Raw genomic sequence first — 18293 nt, 5'->3', positions numbered from 1 at the left:
CTAGGCCTCGTAACGGCCTGATTTCCCGCCGTCTTTCAGAACGAGCCGGATGTCGGTGATCTCCATGCTCTTCTCCACGGCCTTCACCATGTCATAGAGCGTGAGGGCGGCGGTGGTGACAGCGGTGAGCGCTTCCATCTCCACGCCTGTCTGCCCGCCCGTCTTCACCGTGGCCTCGATGCGCACGCCGGGCAGCGCCTCATCGGGGGTGAACTCCAGCGCGACCTTGGTGATCGGAAGCGGGTGGCAGAGCGGGATCAGGTCGGCGGTTTTCTTGGCGCCCATAATGCCGGCGAGCCGCGCGACGCCCAGAACATCGCCCTTCTTGGCGCGCCCCTCGGTGATCATCGCAAGGGTTTCGGGCTGCATCTTCACCGCGCCTGCAGCCACGGCGATCCGCGCCGTGACGGGCTTGTCGGAAACGTCCACCATATGGGCGTCGCCCTTGCCGTCGAAATGGGTGAGCTTGCCGCCTTCCGCCATTACATGCCCCCGGCAACCAGCGGGTTCGCCAGCAGATCCTTGGTGGCCTGCGCCACATCCTCCTGCCGCATCAGGCTTTCGCCGATCAGGAAGCAACGCGCGCCGTAGCGGGCCAGTTCGGCCAGATCGGCCGGGGTGGACAGCCCGCTTTCGGCGACGATGGTGCGATCCATCGGCACGAGTTTCGCAAGGCGGCGGGTGGTGTCGAGGCTTGTTTCGAACGTCTTCAGATTGCGGTTGTTGATGCCCATGAGCGGGGATTTTAGTGCTGCGGCGCGCTCCAACTCTTCCTCGTCGTGCACTTCGATCAACACGTCCATGCCCCACTCAAACGCGGCGGATTCAAGCTCCTGCGCCTGCGCGTCCGAGACGCTGGCCATGATGATCAGGATGCAATCGGCATGCAGCGCGCGCGCCTCGGCGACCTGATAGACGTCATACATGAAATCCTTGCGCAGGGCGGGCAGATGCGTGGCGTCGCGCGCGGCGGTCAGGAATTCATCCGCGCCCTGAAAGGAGGGCGTATCGGTCAGCACGGACAGGCAGGACGCCCCGCCTGCCTCATAGGCTTTGGCCAGCGCGGGTGGATCGAAATCGGCGCGGATCAACCCTTTGGAAGGGCTGGCCTTTTTGACTTCCGCGATCAGCCCGTAGCCACCATTGGCATCGCGCAGCAGCGCCTCGGCAAAGCCGCGCGTGGGCGGGGCCATGCGCGCCATCGCCTCTACTTCGGTGAGCGAGCGCTCGGCCTTGCGGGCGGCGACTTCTTCGAGCTTGTAGGCTTTGATCTTGTCCAGAACGGTCGCCATGTTACGCGGCCTCCGATGTCAGTTTGGCCAGGGCGGCGATTTTCTGTTTGGCACGGCCCGCATCAATGCTTTCCCGTGCCATTTCAACCCCTTCGGGGAGAGACTTCGCGCGGCCCGCCACGGTGAGCGCGGCCGATGCATTCAGCAGAACCGCGTCGCGGTAGGCGCTTTGCTCGCCCTCCAGCAGGGCAGCGAAAGCGCGGGCATTGTGCTCGGGGCTGCCGCCAAGGATCTCCTCGAACGGGTGTTCGGGCAGGCCGGCGTCCTCGGGCGAGATCTCGAAATCGCGCACCGCGCCGTTCTCGATCGCGCTGACCCAACTCACCCCGGAAATCGCCAGCTCGTCGGTGCCGTCAGAGCCATGTACGAGCCATGCGGCGTCGGAGCCCAGCTGCAGCAGGGTTTCAGCCATCGGGCGGATCAGCGCCTTGGAAAACGCGCCCGTTAGCTGGCGTTTCACGCCCGCCGGATTGGTGAGGGGGCCAAGAATGTTGAAAATCGTGCGGGTGCCGAGCTCCTGCCGGGTGGGCATAACATGGGCAATCGCGGGGTGGTGCATCGGGGCCATCATGAAGCCGATGCCGACCTCGTTGATCGCGCGCTCCACCACGGCGGGGCCGACCATCACGTTGATGCCCATCTGCGAAAGCGCGTCCGCCGCGCCCGATTTGGACGACAGATTGCGGTTGCCGTGTTTGGCGACCGTCACGCCCGCGCCTGCCACAACGAAGGCGGTGGCGGTGGAGATGTTGAGCGTGCCCTTGCCATCGCCGCCGGTGCCCACGATGTCCATCGCGCCCTCGGGCGCGCGCACCGCGTTGCATTTGGCGCGCATCACGGCGGCGGCGGCGGCATATTCCTCAACCGTTTCGCCGCGCGTGCGCAGCGCCATCAGCAAGCCGCCGATCTGGCTGGGCGTGGCTTCGCCGTCAAACAGGATCTGGAAGGCCGTTTCGGCCTCGGCACGGGTCAGGGGCCGGTCGGCGGCAGCCCCGATCAGCGGTTTGATAGCATCGCTCATGCGGGGACTTTCACCGTATTCAGGAAGTTGCGCAGCAGGGCATGGCCATGCTCGCTGCGGATGCTTTCGGGATGGAATTGCACGCCGTGGATGGGAAGCTCCTTGTGGCGCAGGCCCATGATGGTGCCGTCGTCCAGCCAGGCGTTCACCTCAAGGCAGTCGGGCAGGCTTTCGCGTTCCACCACCAGCGAGTGATAACGCGTGGCCTCAAAGGGCGAGGGCAGCCCGGCAAAGACGCCTGTCGCGTCGTGATGCATGGTGCCCATCTTCCCGTGCACGATCTCATGGCAGCGCACCACCTTGCCGCCGAAGGCCTCGCCGATGGTCTGATGCCCGAGGCAGACCCCCATCAGCGGCGTCTCGGTTTCGGCAGCGGCCTGCGTGAGCGCGAGGCAGATCCCGGCTTGCGAAGGATCGCAGGGGCCGGGTGAGAGCAGAATCGCTTCCGGATTCAGCGCCATAGCCTCCTGCACGTTCAGCGCGTCGTTGCGCTTCACCACGACTTCCGCGCCCAGCTCGCCCAGATAATGGACAAGATTATAGGTAAAGCTGTCGTAATTATCGATCAGGAGCAGCATGGCGGCGCTTTCATCAAATGGGGGTGAACCCGGGAATTTCTGCGGTTATACATGCTCAGAGTGATGGGGGAGGGTCAAGGCCCGAACCGGCAACATCCTTTTTGAATGCAGGCAATAACATAACGGAGGCTCGGGTGCTGCGCGGATTGCTGGAAGGCGTGTTCTGGGGCGTGGTTGTATCAGCGGTGATCGCCGGGCTTTTCCTTGTGCTGAGCGATGTACGGCTGCTGAGCGCGCCAAGCGCGCCGGTGGGGGCGATCGAACGCCCCGCCGGGGAAGTGGCGGCGCCGGACGAAGGCGCGCAGGCCGGGCTTGGCGGCGCGGGCGACAGTGCGCAAAGCGCTGCCGAGCCAGCCGCAGCACCTACGCCTCAGGCCGTTGCCGCCCCGCAAAGCCCTGAAACGGCACAGCTTTCCCCGGACACCACCGAGAGCCTCGGGCGACCCGAAACGCCAGACACCGCCAGCGCGCTGCAAGCGCCAGCCGGCAGCGAGGGCGGGGCCGCTCCGATAGCTCCGCAAACGCCCGCAGGCAGCGAAGCCGCGGCCAAAGCCAGCGAAGGCCCGCTCCCCTCCGCCCCGGCAGCCGACACGCCGCTGGACGTGCCCCAAAGCGCCGAAGCCCCGGCCCAACCGGCCCCGGTGCGCAGCGCCGAGGCGCTCGCCCCCCCGGCAGACCCCGCGCCGGGCACGGTGGCAGATGCCCCGCAGGCTCCAAGCGAAGGCGGCGCAGGCCCTGTCGCGGTGCAGGCACCCGAGGCCTTGGCCCCGGCCACGGCGAACACGGGTACGGATGCGCCGCCCGACACCGGCACGCTGGCGCAAGCCCCGGACAGCGGCGCGTCTCCCGCGCTGCCCGACACCGGAGAGGATACAGCGCCTGCCGCCGACAGGCTGGCGCTGCTGGACCGCCCGGAGCCCGCCGCCATGCCTGGCCGCCCCGCCGCCCCGCTCGGGGGCGCGGACAGCCCGCGCCAGCCTGCCGCGCCGCAAGCGCCCGAGGCCCCCGGCGATGTGGCCGACAGCCCGATCCGCGTGCCGGTGGAGGGCATGGCCAATCTCGCCCCGCAAGTGCGCACCAACCGGCTGCCCACCATCGGTGGCGCGCCGCAGGCCGAGCCCGAGGCGGAGGAGGAAACCACCGAGCCAGCCGCCGTGCTGGCCCCCGCCGAAGGGCTGCCCGCGTTGCAGGCCTTTGCCGAACCTTTTGAAGACGATCCGACCCTGCCGCGCATGGCCGTGGTGCTGATCGATGATGGCTCCGGCGCGGTGGATCCGGCCGCTTTCGCGGGCTTCCCGGTGCCGCTGGCCTTCGCCGTGGATGCCACGCGCCCCGATGCCGCCGCCGCCGCCTATGATTACCGCGCCGCCGGCTTCGAGGTGGTGCTGCTCACCGAGTTCCCGCAAGGGGTGGAGCCTTCGGAAGTCGAGATCGCGATGGAAGCCTTCCGCCAGCGGGTGCCGGAAGCGGTGGCGCTGTTTGAAACCGGGGCGCAGGGCGCGTCCGGGGATCGCGCCATCCTGCAGCAGCTTGTGGCGATCGCGCGGGCGAATGGGCAGGGGATGCTCAGCACGCCGCGCGGCCTCAACGCCGCGCAGCAAATCGCTGAACGGCAGGGCGTGCCGGCGGCGCTTGTCTTCCGAACCTTTGATGCCGATGGACAGTCCATCCCCACCATGAAGCGTTACCTCAACCGCGCCGCCTTCAAGGCCGCGCAGGAGGGGCATGTGGTGATGGTGGGCCACACCCGCGCCGATACGATCAAGGCGCTGGTGGAATGGGTGCTGGACGACCGCTCCTCCGGCGTGGCACTCGCGCCGGTGTCGGCGGTGCTCTCGGGGCTCTAGGCGGGAAGCGGGCCGTGGCGGCGTTCATCAAGGTCTTTGGCGAGCGCAACTGCGGCACCAACTGGCTGGAGACGTTCTTTCTTGAAAACGCCCCAAAGGAGGGTCAGGCCACGCTGATCCACCATCGGGAATTTCTGCTGACCCACTGCCCGCCAGCCTTCTTCGAGCGGCTGGAGCGCCTGCCCGAAGCCGCACAATCCGTGGCGCGGGAGGCGATGTTCGACCGGCTGTTTGCAAAACACGGGCGCGATTTCATGGGGTGGAAACATACAGCGATCCGCCCGCAAACTCTGCAGGCGGACGCGCGGTTTTCACAAACCGCCTTCGTACTGGTGGTCAAACACCCGGTGCATTTCCTGCTCTCGCTGTACCGCAACCCTTACCACGATCTCCTGCCCCCCCGCGCCGATCTGGAAGCGTTCCTCACCGCGCCCTGGATCACCCTCGGGCGCGATGGCCTTGGCCCGGTCATCCTTGAGTCGCCGCTGGACCTCTGGAGCCGAAAGGCGCGCAGCTACCTGCGTTTCGTGAACGCGACCCCGAACGCCACACTGCTGCGCTACGAAGATCTGCTCGCTGATTTCGAAGGCCATATGGGCGCGGCCTGTGGCCGGTTGGGGATAGAAGTTGCCTCGCTCTCCGCCCCGCAGGCCTCCGCGAAGGCGGAGCGCGAGGATTTCGCCGCCTACCGGCAGCGCTACTTGTCCGGCTCCCCCTGGGACAAACTCGAAGAAAGCATGGCGCGCCTGGCTCGGGCGCAGCTTGATGACAGCCTGCTCACCGCGCTTGGCTACGCGGATTAGGGGGCTCTGCCCCCGCCGCCTTCAGCGTCTCCCCCGAGATATTTACAGAACAAAGTGGGGCCCCTTCTTCTGACCCAAAATATCCCGGGGTGCGGGGCAGAGCCCCGCTCTAAGGTGTTATTGGTCAGCTGTTGCCAAAGTTCGTGAAGAGGCCGGCATCCTCGGCGGCCTTTTTGATCGCCTTGGATTTGTTGACGGTTTCCATGTACTCGGCTTCCGGATCGCTGTCGTAGACAACGCCGCCGCCGGCCTGGATGTAGAGTTTTTCGTCCTTCAGCACGGCAGTGCGCAGGGCGATGCACATGTCCATGTCGCCGTTGGCACCGAAGTAGCCGCAGCCGCCGCCGTAGACGCCGCGCTTCTCGGGCTCCAACTCGTCGATGATCTCCATCGCGCGCACTTTGGGTGCGCCGGAGACGGTGCCCGCGGGCATGCCGGCAAAGAAGGCCGAGAGCGCGTCCTGATCTTCGGCCAGTTCGCCCACCACGTTGGAGACGATGTGCATCACGTGGCTGTAGTGCTCGACGATGAATTCTTCCGTCGGGCGCACGGTGCCGACTTTCGCCACGCGGCCCACGTCGTTGCGGCCCAGATCGAGCAGCATGAGGTGCTCGGCCAGTTCCTTCTTGTCGGCCAGCAGATCGGCCTCCAGCGCGCGGTCTTCCTCGGGCGTTGCGCCACGGGGGCGGGTGCCCGCGATCGGGCGGATCGTGACCTCGCGGTCAAAGACGCGCACGAGAATTTCGGGGCTTGCGCCCACCACCTGGAAGTCGCCGAAGTTGAAGAAGAACATGAAGGGCGAGGGGTTGGTGCGCCGCAAGCTGCGGTAGAGCGCGAAGGGGGGCAGGGGGAAAGCTTGAGTCCAGCGCTGCGCGGGCACGACTTGGAAGATGTCCCCGGCGCGGATATACTCCTTCGCCTTCTCGACGGCCTCCATGTAGCCCTGTTTGCTGAAATTCGAGGTGATTGCGCCCAGCTCAGCCTCGGTGCCGAGGCTGCGGCTTTCGCCGGCGGCCTGACGCTCCAGATCGCGCACGGCGTCCATCACGCGCTCGGCGGCTTGGGCATAGGCGGCGCGGGCCGAAAGCCCGGAGCCTGCGAAGGCAGGCGACACGATGGTCACCTCGCCTTTCACGCCGTCGAGCACGGCCACCACCGAGGGGCGCGTCAGGATTGCGTCCGGCACGCCGATGGGATCGGGGTTCACGTTGGGCAGGTGCTCCACCAGCCGGATCATGTCGTAGCCGAGATAGCCGAAGAGGCCTGCGGCCGCGGCCGGAAGCTCATCGGGCATGTCGATGCGGCTCTCATCGATCAGCGCGCGCAGGGCGGCGAGCGGATCGCCCGGCACATCCTCGAAGGCGTCGCGATCAAAGCGGGCCTGCCGGTTCAGGCGGCTGCTCTGGCCGCGGCATTCCCAGATCAGATCCGGCTTCATGCCGACGATGGAATAGCGCCCGCGCACCTCGCCGCCGGTGACGCTTTCCAGCATGAAGCTGTCCTTGCGGGCCTCGGCGAGCTTGAGCATCAGCGACACCGGCGTGTCCAGATCGGCAGCGAGCCGGGTGTAGACAACCTGGCTGCGGCCTGCGGCATAGCCGGCCTCGAAGGCCTCGAAACTTGGCGTGAGCGACATGAAACCGGCCTTACGGGAACTGGGCGTGGACCGCGTTGACGGCGGCCTGATTGAGAGCGATGCCCGCATCGGCCTGCACGGCGCCGATGAAGGCGGCCAGCAGATCCTGCGCAATCGCCTCGCTGCTCTGGGCGTTGAGCGCATCGCGCAGGGCGGTGACGGAGGCGTCAGCGAGATCCGGCGGGGTGATCGCGGTGAGCTTGATCACATAGGCCTCGCCCGTGCCGGAGAGCGCAGCGGTTTCCCCGAGCGCAAGCTCGAAGACGCGGGGCATTAGATCGGCGGCAGAGACGTTGAGGAAGGCGTCGCGCGTGAGGCCCTCTTCCAGCGTGGCGGTGAAGCCCAGATCTTCGGCCGTGGCGGCACCGGTGAAGCGCGGGGCGAGGCCCTCAGCGAGTTCCGCCAGCTGGCGGTTTTCCAGCGCGCGCTTGTAGTCGGTGTAGACCAGATCCTCCACGTCCTCGAAAGGCTGCAGGGTGGGGGGCTCGACCGCGTCAAGGCGTAGGGCGAAGAGGCCGCCGTCTTCCAGTTCCACGACCTCTGGGAAATCGCCTTGCTGGACCGCGCGGGCGGCTTCCGCGAAGGCCTGATAGGCAGCGATGCCGCCCTCAGAGTCGATCGAGTAGTCGATGGTGCCAAGCTCCAGATCGGTCTCCGCGGCCAGCTCTTCCAGCGTCGCGCCACCGGCGAGCAGATCGTCAATGCCGGAGGCGCTGTCGAGGATCACGCGGCGGGCGCGGTCGGCGGCGAACTCGGCGCGCATATCCTCGCGCGCGTCTTCAAAGCTGGTTTCCTGCGCGGCGAGGATGGCGTTCATCCGGTAGAGCGCCGGCCCGAGCGAAGAGGGCAGCGGGCCCACGACGCCCGGCGCGATCAGGCCGAAGAGCGCTTCCGCGGCCTCGTTGCCCAGATCGTCGCGAGTGATGTCGCCCAGATCGATGTCGGCCAGCGCGAGGCCGCGCTCGGCGACGAGTTCCTCAAAGGTGGCTTCATTGGCGTTGAAGCGATCCATGGCGGCCTGTGCGGCGGCCTCATCGGCGAAGACGAGCCGTTCCACGAGGCGGCGCTCCGGGCGCTGGTATTGGTCGGCGCGTTCGGCGTAGAGCGCGCGCAGGGCCTCTTCGTCCACCTCCACGGTGTCCAGCAGCATGTCGGGCGTGACCCAGGCGTAGGTGATCTTCTTGCGCTCAGGCAGCGTGTAGGCGGGTTCGTTCTTGGCGTAGTGGGCGCGCAGCTCTTCGTCGGTGGGTTCCACGGCGGCAGTGACCATATCGGCCGGGGTGACGCGGATCAGCTCGAAGCTGCGCTGCTCGGAGACATAGGACAGGATCGCATCGGTGAGCGCCTCGGGCGCGGCGACGCCGTTCACCACGGCGGCCTGCAGCAGCGCGGCGGCCGTGTCGGTGCGCAGGTTTTCTTCGAATTCCTTCTCGTTCAACCCGGACTGGCGCAGGGTGAAGGCATAGGCTTCGCGGTCAAACTCCCCGTTCAGGCCCTGAAACGCGGGGATCTGCAGCAGCTCGCGCGCCACGACCTCATCACCGACAGACAGGCCGACGCGGCGGGATTCTTCCTCCAGCGCGGCGCGGGACAGCAGGCGCTGCATGACGGCGCGATCCACCCCGAAGGCGGTGGCTTGGGCGAGCGTCATGGGCTGGCCCGTCTGGGCCTCGAAGGCGCGCAGCTCGGCTTGCAGCTCGCGGGCGTAATCGTTGATCTCGATCTCGGTGTCGCCCACGGCGGCGACGGAATTCACCGAGCCGCCGAAATTCGTCACGCCGAAGCCGGCAAGGCCGATGATCAGAAGGACCAGAATGATCCAGACAAAGAAATTGGACGCCTTGCCCTTGGTTCCGCTCGCCATGTTGTGGCCGCCTCGCTGTGATGTTTCGTCAGGGATGTTTATTGCCTCGCCCCGGCAGGGGCAAGGCTTAGAACGTGATGCTTTCCAGCCGGGAAAACAGCGCGTCGATGCCGGTTGCATCAATGTTGGCGAAGGCGATGCGCAGCTGGCGGCGGCCAGCGGGATCGCCTGCCGGCATGAACATCGTGCCGGGCAGCAAAAGCACGCCCGCGTCGCGCACCAGAGCGCGGGCGAGATCGTCCGAGGCCATCGCAAACGGGTGCTCGGCATAAGCGAAATAGGCACCGCAGCCCAGAAGTTTCCAGCCCTCCAGCCGGGGGAAGCCGTCCTCGATCGCGGCGCGGCGGGCAAGGATCTCGGCCCGCTCGCCGGCAAGCCACTGGCGCAGGTTGCGCATTCCCCAGAGTGCGCCGCGTTGGCCCAGCTGGTTAGGGCAGATAGCGACGGTGTCGAGGAATTTCTCCACTTCCATCAGCCGCGCAGGCGCGGCCACCATCGCGCCGACGCGGTGGCCGGTGAGGCGATAGGCCTTGGAGAAGGAATAGAGCTGGATCAGCGTGTCGGTCCAATCGGGATCGGAGAACAGATCATGGGGCGCGCCGGAGCGGCTGTCGAAATCGCGGTAGGTTTCATCCACGATCAGGGCGATGCCGCGTGCGCGGGCCAGTTCGAAGAACGTCCGGACCAGATCGGCCGGATATTCCGCGCCGCCCGGATTGTTGGGCGTGACCAGCACGATGGCCCGGGTGCGCGGCGTGATCAGCGCTGCCGCCGCGTCCGCATCGGGCAGCAGGCCCGCGCCGGTGGCCAGTGGCACCGTGCGCACGCCCTGCATGTCGAGCCACATTTTATGGTTGAAATACCAGGGCGTTGGCAGGATGACTTCATCCCCGGCTCCGGCCAGCGTGCTCATCGCGGCCACGAAAGCCTGATTGCAGCCCGACGTAATGGCGACCTGCTCCGGCGCAATCGTGCCGCCGTAGGTCTCGGACCACTGGCTGGCCACTTCGGCGCGCAGCTCGGGAAGGCCCAGAACCGGGCCATAGAGATGCGCGGCATCCTCGCTCAGCACGGCCTCGGCCAGCGCCTCGCGCAGCCCTTGGGGCGGCGGATCCACCGGCGCAGCCTGCGAGACATTCAGCAGCGGGCGCTCCGGCGGGAAGCTGACGCCTTCCAGCCAGCGCCGCGCCTCCATCACGGGCGGCGGCGTTGTCTCGGCGAAGCGGGGATTGAGGCGCATCGCTTCGCGGGCCTCAGTCGGTGCCGCGATAGGGTTCGACGTATTGCAGCGCCATATCCCACGGGAAGAAGATCCAGGTGTCCTGGCTCACCTCGGTGATGAAGGTATCCACCATCGGGCGGCCCTTGGGTTTGGCGTAGACGGTGGCGAAATGGGCGTTGGGATAGAGCTCGCGCACCAGTTCGAGCGTTTTGCCGGAATCCACCAGATCGTCCACGATCAGGATGCCGGTGCCATCGCCCATCAGCTCGGCGTCGGGCGCTTTGAGCACCTTGGCCTCCATGCGGTTCTGCTTGTCGTAGGATTTCACCGAGATCGTGTCGATCACCCGCACATCCAGCTCGCGCGCCACGATCATCGCCGGTGCCATGCCGCCGCGCGTGATCGCCACGATGGCCTTCCATGCGCCCTCATCCGGGCCCTGCCCATCGAGCCGCCACGCCAGCGCGCGGGAATCCCGGTGGATCTGATCCCAGCTGATGTGAAAGCCTTTTTCGTGCGGTAGTCTGTCGGTCATGTCATCTGTCCCCGTTCTTTAGGGGCTGCGTTACCACGGGCAGGCGGTTTGCGTCCACGCAGTTTTCGCGCGCTTTGCAGTGGCAGGGCGCAGGACGCGGCGCTAGATATGGCGCGATGCAGCTGGCCGAGGGAGCAAGAGCCATGTCCGACAGAAGCGGGAAATTCGCCGGCAGTGATCCGTTCGAGATCGCGCGCAGCTGGCTGGCCGAGGCGGAAGAGAGCGAGCTGAACGATCCCAACGCCATCGCGCTTTCCACGGTGGATGCAGACGGCATGCCCAATGCACGCATGGTGCTGCTGAAGGACATCGAGGCTGACGCTTTTGTTTTCTACACCAATTACAACAGCGTAAAGGCCGCCGAGATCGAAGCCGCGGGCAAGGCCGCTTTCGTGATGCATTGGAAATCCCTGCGCCGCCAGATCCGCGTGCGCGGCCATGTGGAGCGTGAGGAGGGGCCGCAGGCCGATGCCTATTATGCCTCGCGGTCGCTCAAGAGCCGGCTCGGGGCCTGGGCCTCGGATCAATCCGCGCCGCTGGCCTCCCGCGCGAGCCTGATGGCAAAAGTTGCAAAGATTACAGCGGAGAAGGGGGCCAACCCGCCGCGCCCGCCGTTCTGGGGCGGCTTTCGCATTCGGCCGGTGGAGATCGAGTTCTGGGCCGATGGCGCGTTCCGCCTGCACGATCGCTTTCGCTGGGTAAAGACGCCCGAAAACGCAGGCTGGCAGGTGGAACGGCTCAACCCGTGAACCTGTGCAACGGTCGCCCGGCTTTTCGGGAGCCGAAATAATTTAACCTTGAAACATCTCCAAACTGTGGCACAGATAGGGGCGGGCAGGAAATATAAACGCTTAACTTAGGCGTATGGGGATGACTGAACAAAAAAACCTGGGACATCTGGTCCAAGGGCACGTGAAGTGGTTTGACCCCGGCAAGGGGTTCGGCTTCGTGGTGTCCGAACATGGGGGGCCTGACATTCTTCTGCACGCCAATGTGCTGCGCAACTTCGGCCAGAGCTCAGTGGCCGATCTCGCGCAGATCACGGTGATGGTGCAGGAGACGGATCGTGGCACGCAGGCGGTGGAGGTGCTGAGCATCGCGCCGCCGGTGGGCGATGGGCAACCCATTCTTGAGGATCTCGCCGGTTTCGACACCGACGCGCTCGAAGCGGAGCCCTTGTGCCCTGCGCGGGTGAAATGGTTCGACAAATCCAAGGGCTTCGGCTTTGCCAACATCTTCGGCTGCACCGATGATGTCTTCGTTCATGTCGAGGTGCTGCGGCGCTCGGGCCTTGCGGATCTGCAGCCCGGCGAGGCGGTGAGCCTGCGGGTTGTGGAGGGCAAACGCGGCCGGATGGCCACGCATGTCGCCTCCTGGGAGGCTGCCGCGCGCACAGGCGCGGGATCGGACGTGACGGAATGAGATTTCTGGCCCGGGTGCGCGCACAGGTACTTGGGCTGGTTCTGGCTGCTGTCGCAGGCCCGGCCATGGCCGAGGCCTGCCGCGCCGATCTGCTGGAGCTTCGGGGCGATTTCGGCACCGGGCGCTTCACGGTCGAGGTGGTGGACACACCGGAGAGCCGCGCACAGGGGCTGATGTTCCGCGAGAGCATGGCCTCGGGTGCGGGGATGCTGTTTGTCTATGAAAAACCGCAATCCGTGGCCTTCTGGATGAAGAACACCCTGATCCCGCTGGACATGATCTTCGCCGCCGCCGATGGCACGGTGCGCCACGTGCACAGCAACGCGGTGCCCGGCGATCTGACGGCCATTCCGGGCGGCAAGGACATCCAGTTCGTGCTGGAGATCAACGGCGGGCTGGCCAAGGCCATTGGCATCGCCCCGGGGGCGGAACTGCGCCACCCGTCGATCCCGGCCCAAACCGCCGCCTGGCCTTGCTGAACCTTCTTGCCGAGCGTTTTCGCTCTTTTCAATCCGGGCCCCCCTCGCTAGAACCGCGCCAGTCGGGGCGTAGCGCAGCCTGGTAGCGCGACGGTTTTGGGTACCGTAGGTCGCAAGTTCGAATCTTGCCGTCCCGACCATCTTCCTTTGAATATCCTTGGATATCCGGGCTGCTCTCTGCACCTGCGCGCGCCGCGTTCAGCGCGGATTCATCTTTGCTTCACACTCTTGGGCGCGATGGAGACAGCCAAGCAAGGAGCCGCTGATGCCCGAGGACAAGTTTTCCGATTTAACCGTCGGCCTGGAGAGCCCGCTGACCGCAATCGAGGAGATCACGCCGGATGACGCGGGGGATCTCGCCTATGTGACGCGCGCGGTCAACGTGGCCACGTCCGGCACGCTACACGTCACCACCGTGGACGGCAGCACGGCGACGCTCTTTCTCGCCGCTGGAGGGGCCTTCCCGATTCGCGTCCGCCGGGTCTGGGCGAGCGGCACAAGCGCAACCGGGATCCGGGGGCTGCGGTGATGCAGCCGGGCAGTGAGATCGGCCCCGGCGCCCAAAGCCTTCCCTTTGATCCCGAGCTGGGCCGTTCACCGCTGATCGAGCTACCTGCGCCCAGCGTCGTGGATGGCACCACTCTTGATAGGGCTTCAGATGTTGCGATGGCCATTACTTTCTCAGGGCTCGATGGAAGCGCCGGGGGGGTGATCTGCGAAATAGGAGGCAGTGTGATCGGGCTCTATATCGGCTTTCGCGCCGACGGTAGTTTTGTGGCCCGGGCTGGCGCGGGGGGCACGCTGCCCGACAACGGGGCTGCGGCGGTGGTCGCGCCACCGGGCACGGTCGCGGGATATGGTACCCTCTTCATTGAAGTGAACATGGCAAGCACGGCGCGGGTTTCTGCGCTTTGGAACGGTGTGCGCGTCGGAGTGGATGAGAGCGTCAATGAATTGCCGACGTGGGCCGGAAGCGATATCGGCCACTATATGATGGTGCCTTCGAGCGGAACGGTGCCTCAGGGGGAGGTTTCCTCGCAGGTTGTGGCCCATGGGAGCGTTAGCGCGCTTCGGATCTATCAATAGACACATCTGAACGTGCAGCGAGTCGGCTCTGGCGCGGGGCGTGGTGTTTCAACCGCGCCCCGCAGGCTGTTGACGGAAGGAAGTTTTTTCGAGTTTCTGCACATGCACGCCAGACGGCCGCCCTTTTCTTCTGTGCCGCTGCGGCATGAAAAAACGCTGCGGCGTCAACGGAAAAAACCGAAGCTGAGGTGCAAAATTTCCGTTGACCTTCCCCCGGAAAATACGTCAGTTTGTGGGAACCGGCGCTAACACCCACAACATTTAGTGGCGGCACATAAAGAGCACTCGCTGACAGACCAGACGCCTTCCCCAAGGGAGGCACTCGATAGCGCAAAGCAATCGATAGCGTGTGTTTGTGCCAACCAAAAGGCCGGATGGGATCGCGGGGCAGGGACGGAGAAGTCTTCGCCGCGGGAATCGTAGGGACACACGGGGCAGACCGCATGAAGATCGAACGTCAGTTCACCGAGGCCGGCAAGGACGCATACGCCGCGCTCACTTTCACCATCACCTCTTCCGAGATCCGCAACCCTGACGGCACCGTCGTCTTCAGCCTGCCGGAGATGGAAGTTCCGAGCCGCTGGAGCCAGGTGGCCTCCGATGTGATTGCGCAGAAATACTTCCGCAAGGCAGGGGTTCCGGCGCGTCTGAAACAGGTGCGCGAAAAGGACGTGCCGGAGTTCCTGTGGCGCTCGGTGGCCGATGAGGCCGCGCTGAGCGAGCTTCCCGAAGAGGAGCGCATCGGCGGGGAAACCTCCGCCAAGCAGGTGTTTGATCGCCTCGCCGGGGCCTGGGCCTATTGGGGCTGGAAGGGCGGCTACTTCACCACCGAAGAGGACGCCCGCGCCTATTTCGACGAAATGCGTTACATGCTCGCCACCCAGCGCGCCGCGCCGAACTCCCCGCAGTGGTTCAACACCGGCCTGCATTGGGCCTACGGCATCGATGGCCCGGGGCAGGGGCACTACTACGTCGACTACAAATCCGGCAAGCTGACGAAATCCAAATCCTCCTACGAGCATCCGCAGCCCCACGCCTGCTTCATCCAGTCCGTCGGCGACGATCTGGTGAACGACGGCGGCATCATGGATCTCTGGGTGCGCGAAGCACGGCTGTTCAAATATGGCTCCGGCACCGGCACCAACTTCTCTTCCCTGCGGGCCGAAGGCGAAAGCCTCTCCGGTGGCGGGCGCTCCTCGGGCCTCATGGGCTTCCTGAAGATCGGCGACCGCGCAGCAGGCGCGATCAAATCCGGCGGCACCACGCGGCGCGCCGCGAAGATGGTGATCGTGGATGCCGACCACCCGGACATCGAGGAATTCATCAACTGGAAGGTCATCGAAGAGCAGAAAGTGGCGAGCATCGTCGCGGGCTCCAAGATGCACGAGCAGAAGCTCAACGGCATTTTCAAAGCGATCCGCAGCTGGGATGGCACCGCCGAGGACGCCTATGAGCCGAAGGTGAACGACGCGCTGAAGGCGGCCGTGAAAGACGCGAAGTCTGTTTCTATTCCGGAAACATACATCAAGCGCGTGCTGGATTATGCCAAGCAGGGCTACGACAGCATCGAATTCCCGACCTACAACACCGATTGGGACTCCGAGGCCTATTCCTCTGTTTCGGGCCAGAACTCCAACAACTCGATCCGCGTGACGGACTCCTTCCTGAAGGCCGTGAAAGACGATGCCGATTGGGAGCTGATCCGCCGCACCGACGGCAAGATCGCCAAGACGATCAAGGCACGCGACCTCTGGGAGCAGGTGGGCCACGCGGCCTGGGCCTGTGCCGATCCGGGCATCCAGTTCCACGACACCGTCAACGCCTGGCACACCTGCCCGGAAGATGGCGCGATCCGGGGCTCCAACCCCTGCTCGGAATACATGTTCCTCGACGACACGGCCTGTAACTTGGCCTCGATGAACCTGCTGACCTTCTACAAGGACGGTGTGTTCCAGGTGGAGGACTACATCCACGCCACGCGGCTCTGGACGCTGACGCTGGAAATCTCGGTGACGATGGCGCAGTTCCCCTCCAAGGAAATCGCGCAGCTGTCTTACGATTTCCGCACGCTGGGGCTTGGCTACGCCAACATCGGCGGGCTGCTGATGAACATGGGCCTGTCTTACGACTCCGATGAGGGCCGGGCGCTGGCTGGTGCTCTGACCGCGATCATGACGGGCGAAGCCTACGCGACCTCCGCCGAGATCGCCTCGGAACTGGGCGCTTTCGCGGGCTATGAGCGCAACGCCGAGCACATGCTGCGGGTGATGCGCAACCACCGCGCCGCCGCCTATGGCAAGACGGACGGCTATGAAGAACTGGCCGTGAAGCCGGTGCCGCTCGATCACGCCAACTGCCCCGATGCACGCCTCGTGGAGATCGCCAAGCGTACCTGGGACAAGGCGCTGACGCAGGGCGAGCTGCACGGCTACCGCAACGCCCAATCCACAGTGATCGCGCCCACCGGCACGATCGGCCTCGTGATGGATTGCGACACCACCGGGATCGAGCCAGATTTCGCGCTGGTGAAGTTCAAGAAACTGGCCGGGGGTGGCTACTTCAAGATCATCAACCGGTCGGTCCCGGCGGCGCTGGAGACGCTCGGCTATACATCCTCCCAGATCGAAGAGATCGTTTCCTACGCCGTCGGCCATGCCTCGCTGGGCAATGCGCCGGGGATCAACCACACCTCACTGGTGGGCCATGGTTTTGGTCAGGCGGAAATCGACAAGATCGAAAAGGCCCTGCCGACGGCTTTTGACATCCGCTTCGTCTTCAACCAGTGGACGCTGGGCGAGGAGTTCTGCACCAAGACGCTGGGTATCCCGGCGGCCAAGCTGAACGACCCGAGCTTCGACCTTCTGCGCCACTTGGGCTTTGCCCGCGCCGAGATCGAGGCGGCCAATGATCACGTCTGTGGGACAATGACGCTCGAGGGCGCGCCGCATCTGAAGGAAGAGCATTACGCCGTCTTCGATTGCGCCAACCCCTGCGGCAAGAAGGGCAAGCGCTTCCTGAGCGTGGACAGCCACATCCACATGATGGCGGCCGCGCAGAGCTTCATTTCCGGCGCGATCTCCAAGACGATCAACATGCCCAATGATGCCACCATCGAGGATTGCCAGAAGGCCTATGAGCTCTCCTGGTCCCTCGGCATCAAGGCCAACGCGCTCTACCGTGACGGCTCCAAGCTGAGCCAGCCGCTGGCAGCAGCGCTGGTGGAAGACGACGAGGAGGCCGAAGAGGTGCTGGCCACCGGCTCCATGCAGGAGAAGGCGGCGGTGCTGGCCGAGAAGGTCGTCGAGAAGATCATCGTCAAGGAAATCGCCAAGAGCCAGCGGGAGAAGATGCCCGAGCGGCGCAAGGGCTACACCCAGAAGGCCATCGTGGGTGGGCACAAGGTCTACTTGCGAACCGGCGAATATAAAGACGGCTCGCTCGGTGAGATCTTCATCGACATGCACAAGGAAGGCGCTGGCTTCCGGGCGATGATGAACAACTTCGCCATCGCGGTGTCGGTGGGCCTGCAATACGGCGTGCCGCTGGAGGAGTTCGTGGATGCTTTCACTTTCACGAAGTTCGAACCCGCCGGCATGGTGCAGGGCAACGACTCGATCAAGAACGCCACCTCGATCCTGGATTACATCTTCCGCGAGCTGGCTGTCTCTTACCTCGATCGCACCGATCTGGCCCATGTGAAGCCCGAAGGCGCGACCTTTGACGACATCGGCCGTGGCGAGGACGAGGGCGTCTCCAACCTCAAGGAGCTGAGCGAAAGCGCGGCGTCGCGGTCGCTGGAGGTGCTGAAGCAGATCTCCTCCACGGGCTACCTGCGCAAGCGTGTGCCGCAGGATCTGGTGGTGCTCCAAGGCGGCATGGGCGCGACGGCGCTGACCGGCGCGACGGACCCGATGGCGGCGCTCCAGACGCTGGTGCCGGAAACCGGCGGTGGCGCGCAGGCAACGACCGCGATCAGCACCGGCTCCGTCACCACGATGGACGCGCGGGCCAAAGCCAAGATGCAGGGCTACGAGGGCGATCCTTGCGGGGATTGCGGGAACTACACGCTGGTGCGCAACGGCACCTGCATGAAATGCAACACCTGCGGGGCGACCTCCGGTTGTTCCTAACAGGTTCACGGGGCGGGTGCGCTCGCCCCTGACGCGGATCAGGCCACAGGCAAAAAACTACGGGCGGTAAAATGATGAGCCTGATCAGCAAAACTGGGGCGCCTCGCGGCGCCCCATTTTCTGTGCGCCGCAGGCAAAGCCTGCGCCGCGACGCGGGGGCGCTGCCCCCGCACCCCCGAGGTATTTCAGGCGAGAGGAAGGGGCCCCACTTTGTTCTGAAAATATCTCCGCCGGAGGCATGAAAATCGCGCGCAAGCGCGTCAGACGCAGCCGAGCAGCGCATCGCCGATACGGGTGTTGTGACTGATACCAGAGGCGCCTGCCGGCGGAACGCCGCGCATTCGGAGCATCGCTTGAGCAGAACCCGGCCGGGCGGGA

General features: G+C 65.3%; 16 protein-coding genes and 1 tRNA gene. 9 read left to right on the top strand and 8 right to left on the bottom strand.

Going from position 1 to position 18293, the window contains the following annotated elements; all coding sequences use genetic code 11:
- Genes moaC through KVX96_RS11960 form a run of 4 tightly spaced genes read right to left on the bottom strand, consistent with a single transcriptional unit; the run spans position 1 to position 2891 of the window.
- A complete protein-coding gene (moaC, locus tag KVX96_RS11975) occupies positions 1 to 483 on the bottom strand; it encodes a cyclic pyranopterin monophosphate synthase MoaC (protein WP_261194704.1) in 483 nt (160 codons plus the stop codon).
- Positions 483 to 1292 (bottom strand): indole-3-glycerol phosphate synthase TrpC, encoded by an 810-nt coding sequence (gene trpC / locus KVX96_RS11970; RefSeq protein ID WP_261194703.1) that lies wholly within the window; start codon positions 1290 to 1292, stop codon positions 483 to 485. Before trpC ends, moaC begins: the two co-directional genes overlap by 1 nt.
- A 1-nt stretch (position 1293) precedes the next feature.
- A complete protein-coding gene (gene trpD, locus KVX96_RS11965; RefSeq protein WP_261194702.1) occupies positions 1294 to 2313 on the bottom strand; it encodes an anthranilate phosphoribosyltransferase in 1020 nt (339 codons plus the stop codon).
- Positions 2310 to 2891 carry an aminodeoxychorismate/anthranilate synthase component II gene (locus KVX96_RS11960; RefSeq protein WP_261194701.1) on the bottom strand — a complete coding sequence of 194 codons (582 nt, stop codon included), beginning with the start codon at positions 2889 to 2891 and terminating at the stop codon, positions 2310 to 2312. Before KVX96_RS11960 ends, trpD begins: the two co-directional genes overlap by 4 nt.
- A 134-nt stretch (positions 2892 to 3025) precedes the next feature.
- Between KVX96_RS11960 and KVX96_RS11955 the strand changes: the two genes are divergently transcribed.
- A complete protein-coding gene (locus KVX96_RS11955; protein ID WP_261194700.1) occupies positions 3026 to 4738 on the top strand; it encodes a divergent polysaccharide deacteylase family protein in 1713 nt (570 codons plus the stop codon).
- Positions 4739 to 4752: 14 nt separating this feature from the next.
- Positions 4753 to 5541, top strand: coding sequence for a sulfotransferase (locus tag KVX96_RS11950; RefSeq protein ID WP_261194697.1), 789 nt, complete (start codon positions 4753 to 4755; stop codon positions 5539 to 5541).
- 124 nt (positions 5542 to 5665) lie between these two features.
- Here KVX96_RS11950 and trpE read toward each other — a convergent pair whose 3' ends face one another.
- From trpE to gpt, 4 genes are all read right to left on the bottom strand, one after another.
- Positions 5666 to 7177, bottom strand: coding sequence for an anthranilate synthase component I (trpE, locus tag KVX96_RS11945; protein ID WP_261194696.1), 1512 nt, complete (start codon positions 7175 to 7177; stop codon positions 5666 to 5668).
- A gap of 10 nt (positions 7178 to 7187) precedes the next feature.
- Positions 7188 to 9041, bottom strand: coding sequence for a peptidylprolyl isomerase (locus tag KVX96_RS11940; protein WP_261194694.1), 1854 nt, complete (start codon positions 9039 to 9041; stop codon positions 7188 to 7190).
- Positions 9042 to 9108: 67 nt separating this feature from the next.
- The gene (locus KVX96_RS11935) at positions 9109 to 10281 is read right to left on the bottom strand and encodes an aminotransferase (protein ID WP_261194692.1); all 1173 of its coding nucleotides are present in this window, start codon (positions 10279 to 10281) and stop codon (positions 9109 to 9111) included.
- Between the two features lie 13 nt (positions 10282 to 10294).
- A complete protein-coding gene (gene gpt, locus KVX96_RS11930; protein ID WP_261194691.1) occupies positions 10295 to 10798 on the bottom strand; it encodes a xanthine phosphoribosyltransferase in 504 nt (167 codons plus the stop codon).
- A gap of 143 nt (positions 10799 to 10941) precedes the next feature.
- Here gpt and pdxH point away from each other — a divergent pair, with 143 nt between their 5' ends.
- The 7 genes from pdxH to KVX96_RS11895 all read left to right on the top strand — a co-directional run bounded on the left by pdxH (position 10942) and on the right by KVX96_RS11895 (position 17915).
- Positions 10942 to 11547, top strand: coding sequence for a pyridoxamine 5'-phosphate oxidase (gene pdxH, locus KVX96_RS11925; RefSeq protein WP_261194690.1), 606 nt, complete (start codon positions 10942 to 10944; stop codon positions 11545 to 11547).
- Between the two features lie 121 nt (positions 11548 to 11668).
- The gene (locus KVX96_RS11920; protein ID WP_261194689.1) at positions 11669 to 12220 is read left to right on the top strand and encodes a cold-shock protein; all 552 of its coding nucleotides are present in this window, start codon (positions 11669 to 11671) and stop codon (positions 12218 to 12220) included.
- Complete coding sequence (locus tag KVX96_RS11915; RefSeq protein ID WP_261194688.1) at positions 12217 to 12699, top strand: DUF192 domain-containing protein; 483 nt, start codon at positions 12217 to 12219, stop codon at positions 12697 to 12699. The genes KVX96_RS11920 and KVX96_RS11915 overlap by 4 nt, the downstream gene beginning before the upstream one ends.
- Positions 12700 to 12762: 63 nt before the next feature.
- Positions 12763 to 12839 (top strand) — tRNA-Pro (locus tag KVX96_RS11910).
- Between the two features lie 125 nt (positions 12840 to 12964).
- Positions 12965 to 13228 (top strand): hypothetical protein, encoded by a 264-nt coding sequence (locus KVX96_RS11905; protein WP_261194687.1) that lies wholly within the window; start codon positions 12965 to 12967, stop codon positions 13226 to 13228.
- Positions 13228 to 13785: a hypothetical protein gene (locus KVX96_RS11900; RefSeq protein WP_261194686.1), complete on the top strand. Its 558-nt coding sequence runs from the start codon at positions 13228 to 13230 to the stop codon at positions 13783 to 13785. The genes KVX96_RS11905 and KVX96_RS11900 overlap by 1 nt, the downstream gene beginning before the upstream one ends.
- Before the next feature lie 443 nt (positions 13786 to 14228).
- Positions 14229 to 17915, top strand: coding sequence for a vitamin B12-dependent ribonucleotide reductase (locus KVX96_RS11895; RefSeq protein ID WP_261194685.1), 3687 nt, complete (start codon positions 14229 to 14231; stop codon positions 17913 to 17915).
- Positions 17916 to 18293 lie beyond the last annotated feature (378 nt).

The organism is Pseudoruegeria sp. SHC-113, from assembly GCF_025376885.1.
Taxonomy (GTDB): domain Bacteria; phylum Pseudomonadota; class Alphaproteobacteria; order Rhodobacterales; family Rhodobacteraceae; genus Pseudoruegeria.
Note: the sequence above shows the minus strand (reverse complement) of the source record. Positions and strands in the feature narration are given on the sequence as shown.

What these genes read in the sequence shown, in the direction of transcription:
- KVX96_RS11895 (WP_261194685.1), top strand. Translation starts at nt 14,229, where the DNA reads ATGAAGATCGAACGTCAGTTCACCGAGGCCGGCAAGGACGCATACGCC.
- KVX96_RS11905 (WP_261194687.1), top strand. Translation starts at nt 12,965, where the DNA reads ATGCCCGAGGACAAGTTTTCCGATTTAACCGTCGGCCTGGAGAGCCCG.
- KVX96_RS11940 (WP_261194694.1), bottom strand. Translation starts at nt 9,041, where the DNA reads ATGGCGAGCGGAACCAAGGGCAAGGCGTCCAATTTCTTTGTCTGGATC.
- KVX96_RS11920 (WP_261194689.1), top strand. Translation starts at nt 11,669, where the DNA reads ATGACTGAACAAAAAAACCTGGGACATCTGGTCCAAGGGCACGTGAAG.
- pdxH (WP_261194690.1), top strand. Translation starts at nt 10,942, where the DNA reads ATGTCCGACAGAAGCGGGAAATTCGCCGGCAGTGATCCGTTCGAGATC.
- gpt (WP_261194691.1), bottom strand. Translation starts at nt 10,798, where the DNA reads ATGACCGACAGACTACCGCACGAAAAAGGCTTTCACATCAGCTGGGAT.
- KVX96_RS11915 (WP_261194688.1), top strand. Translation starts at nt 12,217, where the DNA reads ATGAGATTTCTGGCCCGGGTGCGCGCACAGGTACTTGGGCTGGTTCTG.
- KVX96_RS11935 (WP_261194692.1), bottom strand. Translation starts at nt 10,281, where the DNA reads ATGCGCCTCAATCCCCGCTTCGCCGAGACAACGCCGCCGCCCGTGATG.
- trpE (WP_261194696.1), bottom strand. Translation starts at nt 7,177, where the DNA reads ATGTCGCTCACGCCAAGTTTCGAGGCCTTCGAGGCCGGCTATGCCGCA.
- trpD (WP_261194702.1), bottom strand. Translation starts at nt 2,313, where the DNA reads ATGAGCGATGCTATCAAACCGCTGATCGGGGCTGCCGCCGACCGGCCC.
- moaC (WP_261194704.1), bottom strand. Translation starts at nt 483, where the DNA reads ATGGCGGAAGGCGGCAAGCTCACCCATTTCGACGGCAAGGGCGACGCC.
- KVX96_RS11900 (WP_261194686.1), top strand. Translation starts at nt 13,228, where the DNA reads ATGCAGCCGGGCAGTGAGATCGGCCCCGGCGCCCAAAGCCTTCCCTTT.
- KVX96_RS11960 (WP_261194701.1), bottom strand. Translation starts at nt 2,891, where the DNA reads ATGCTGCTCCTGATCGATAATTACGACAGCTTTACCTATAATCTTGTC.
- trpC (WP_261194703.1), bottom strand. Translation starts at nt 1,292, where the DNA reads ATGGCGACCGTTCTGGACAAGATCAAAGCCTACAAGCTCGAAGAAGTC.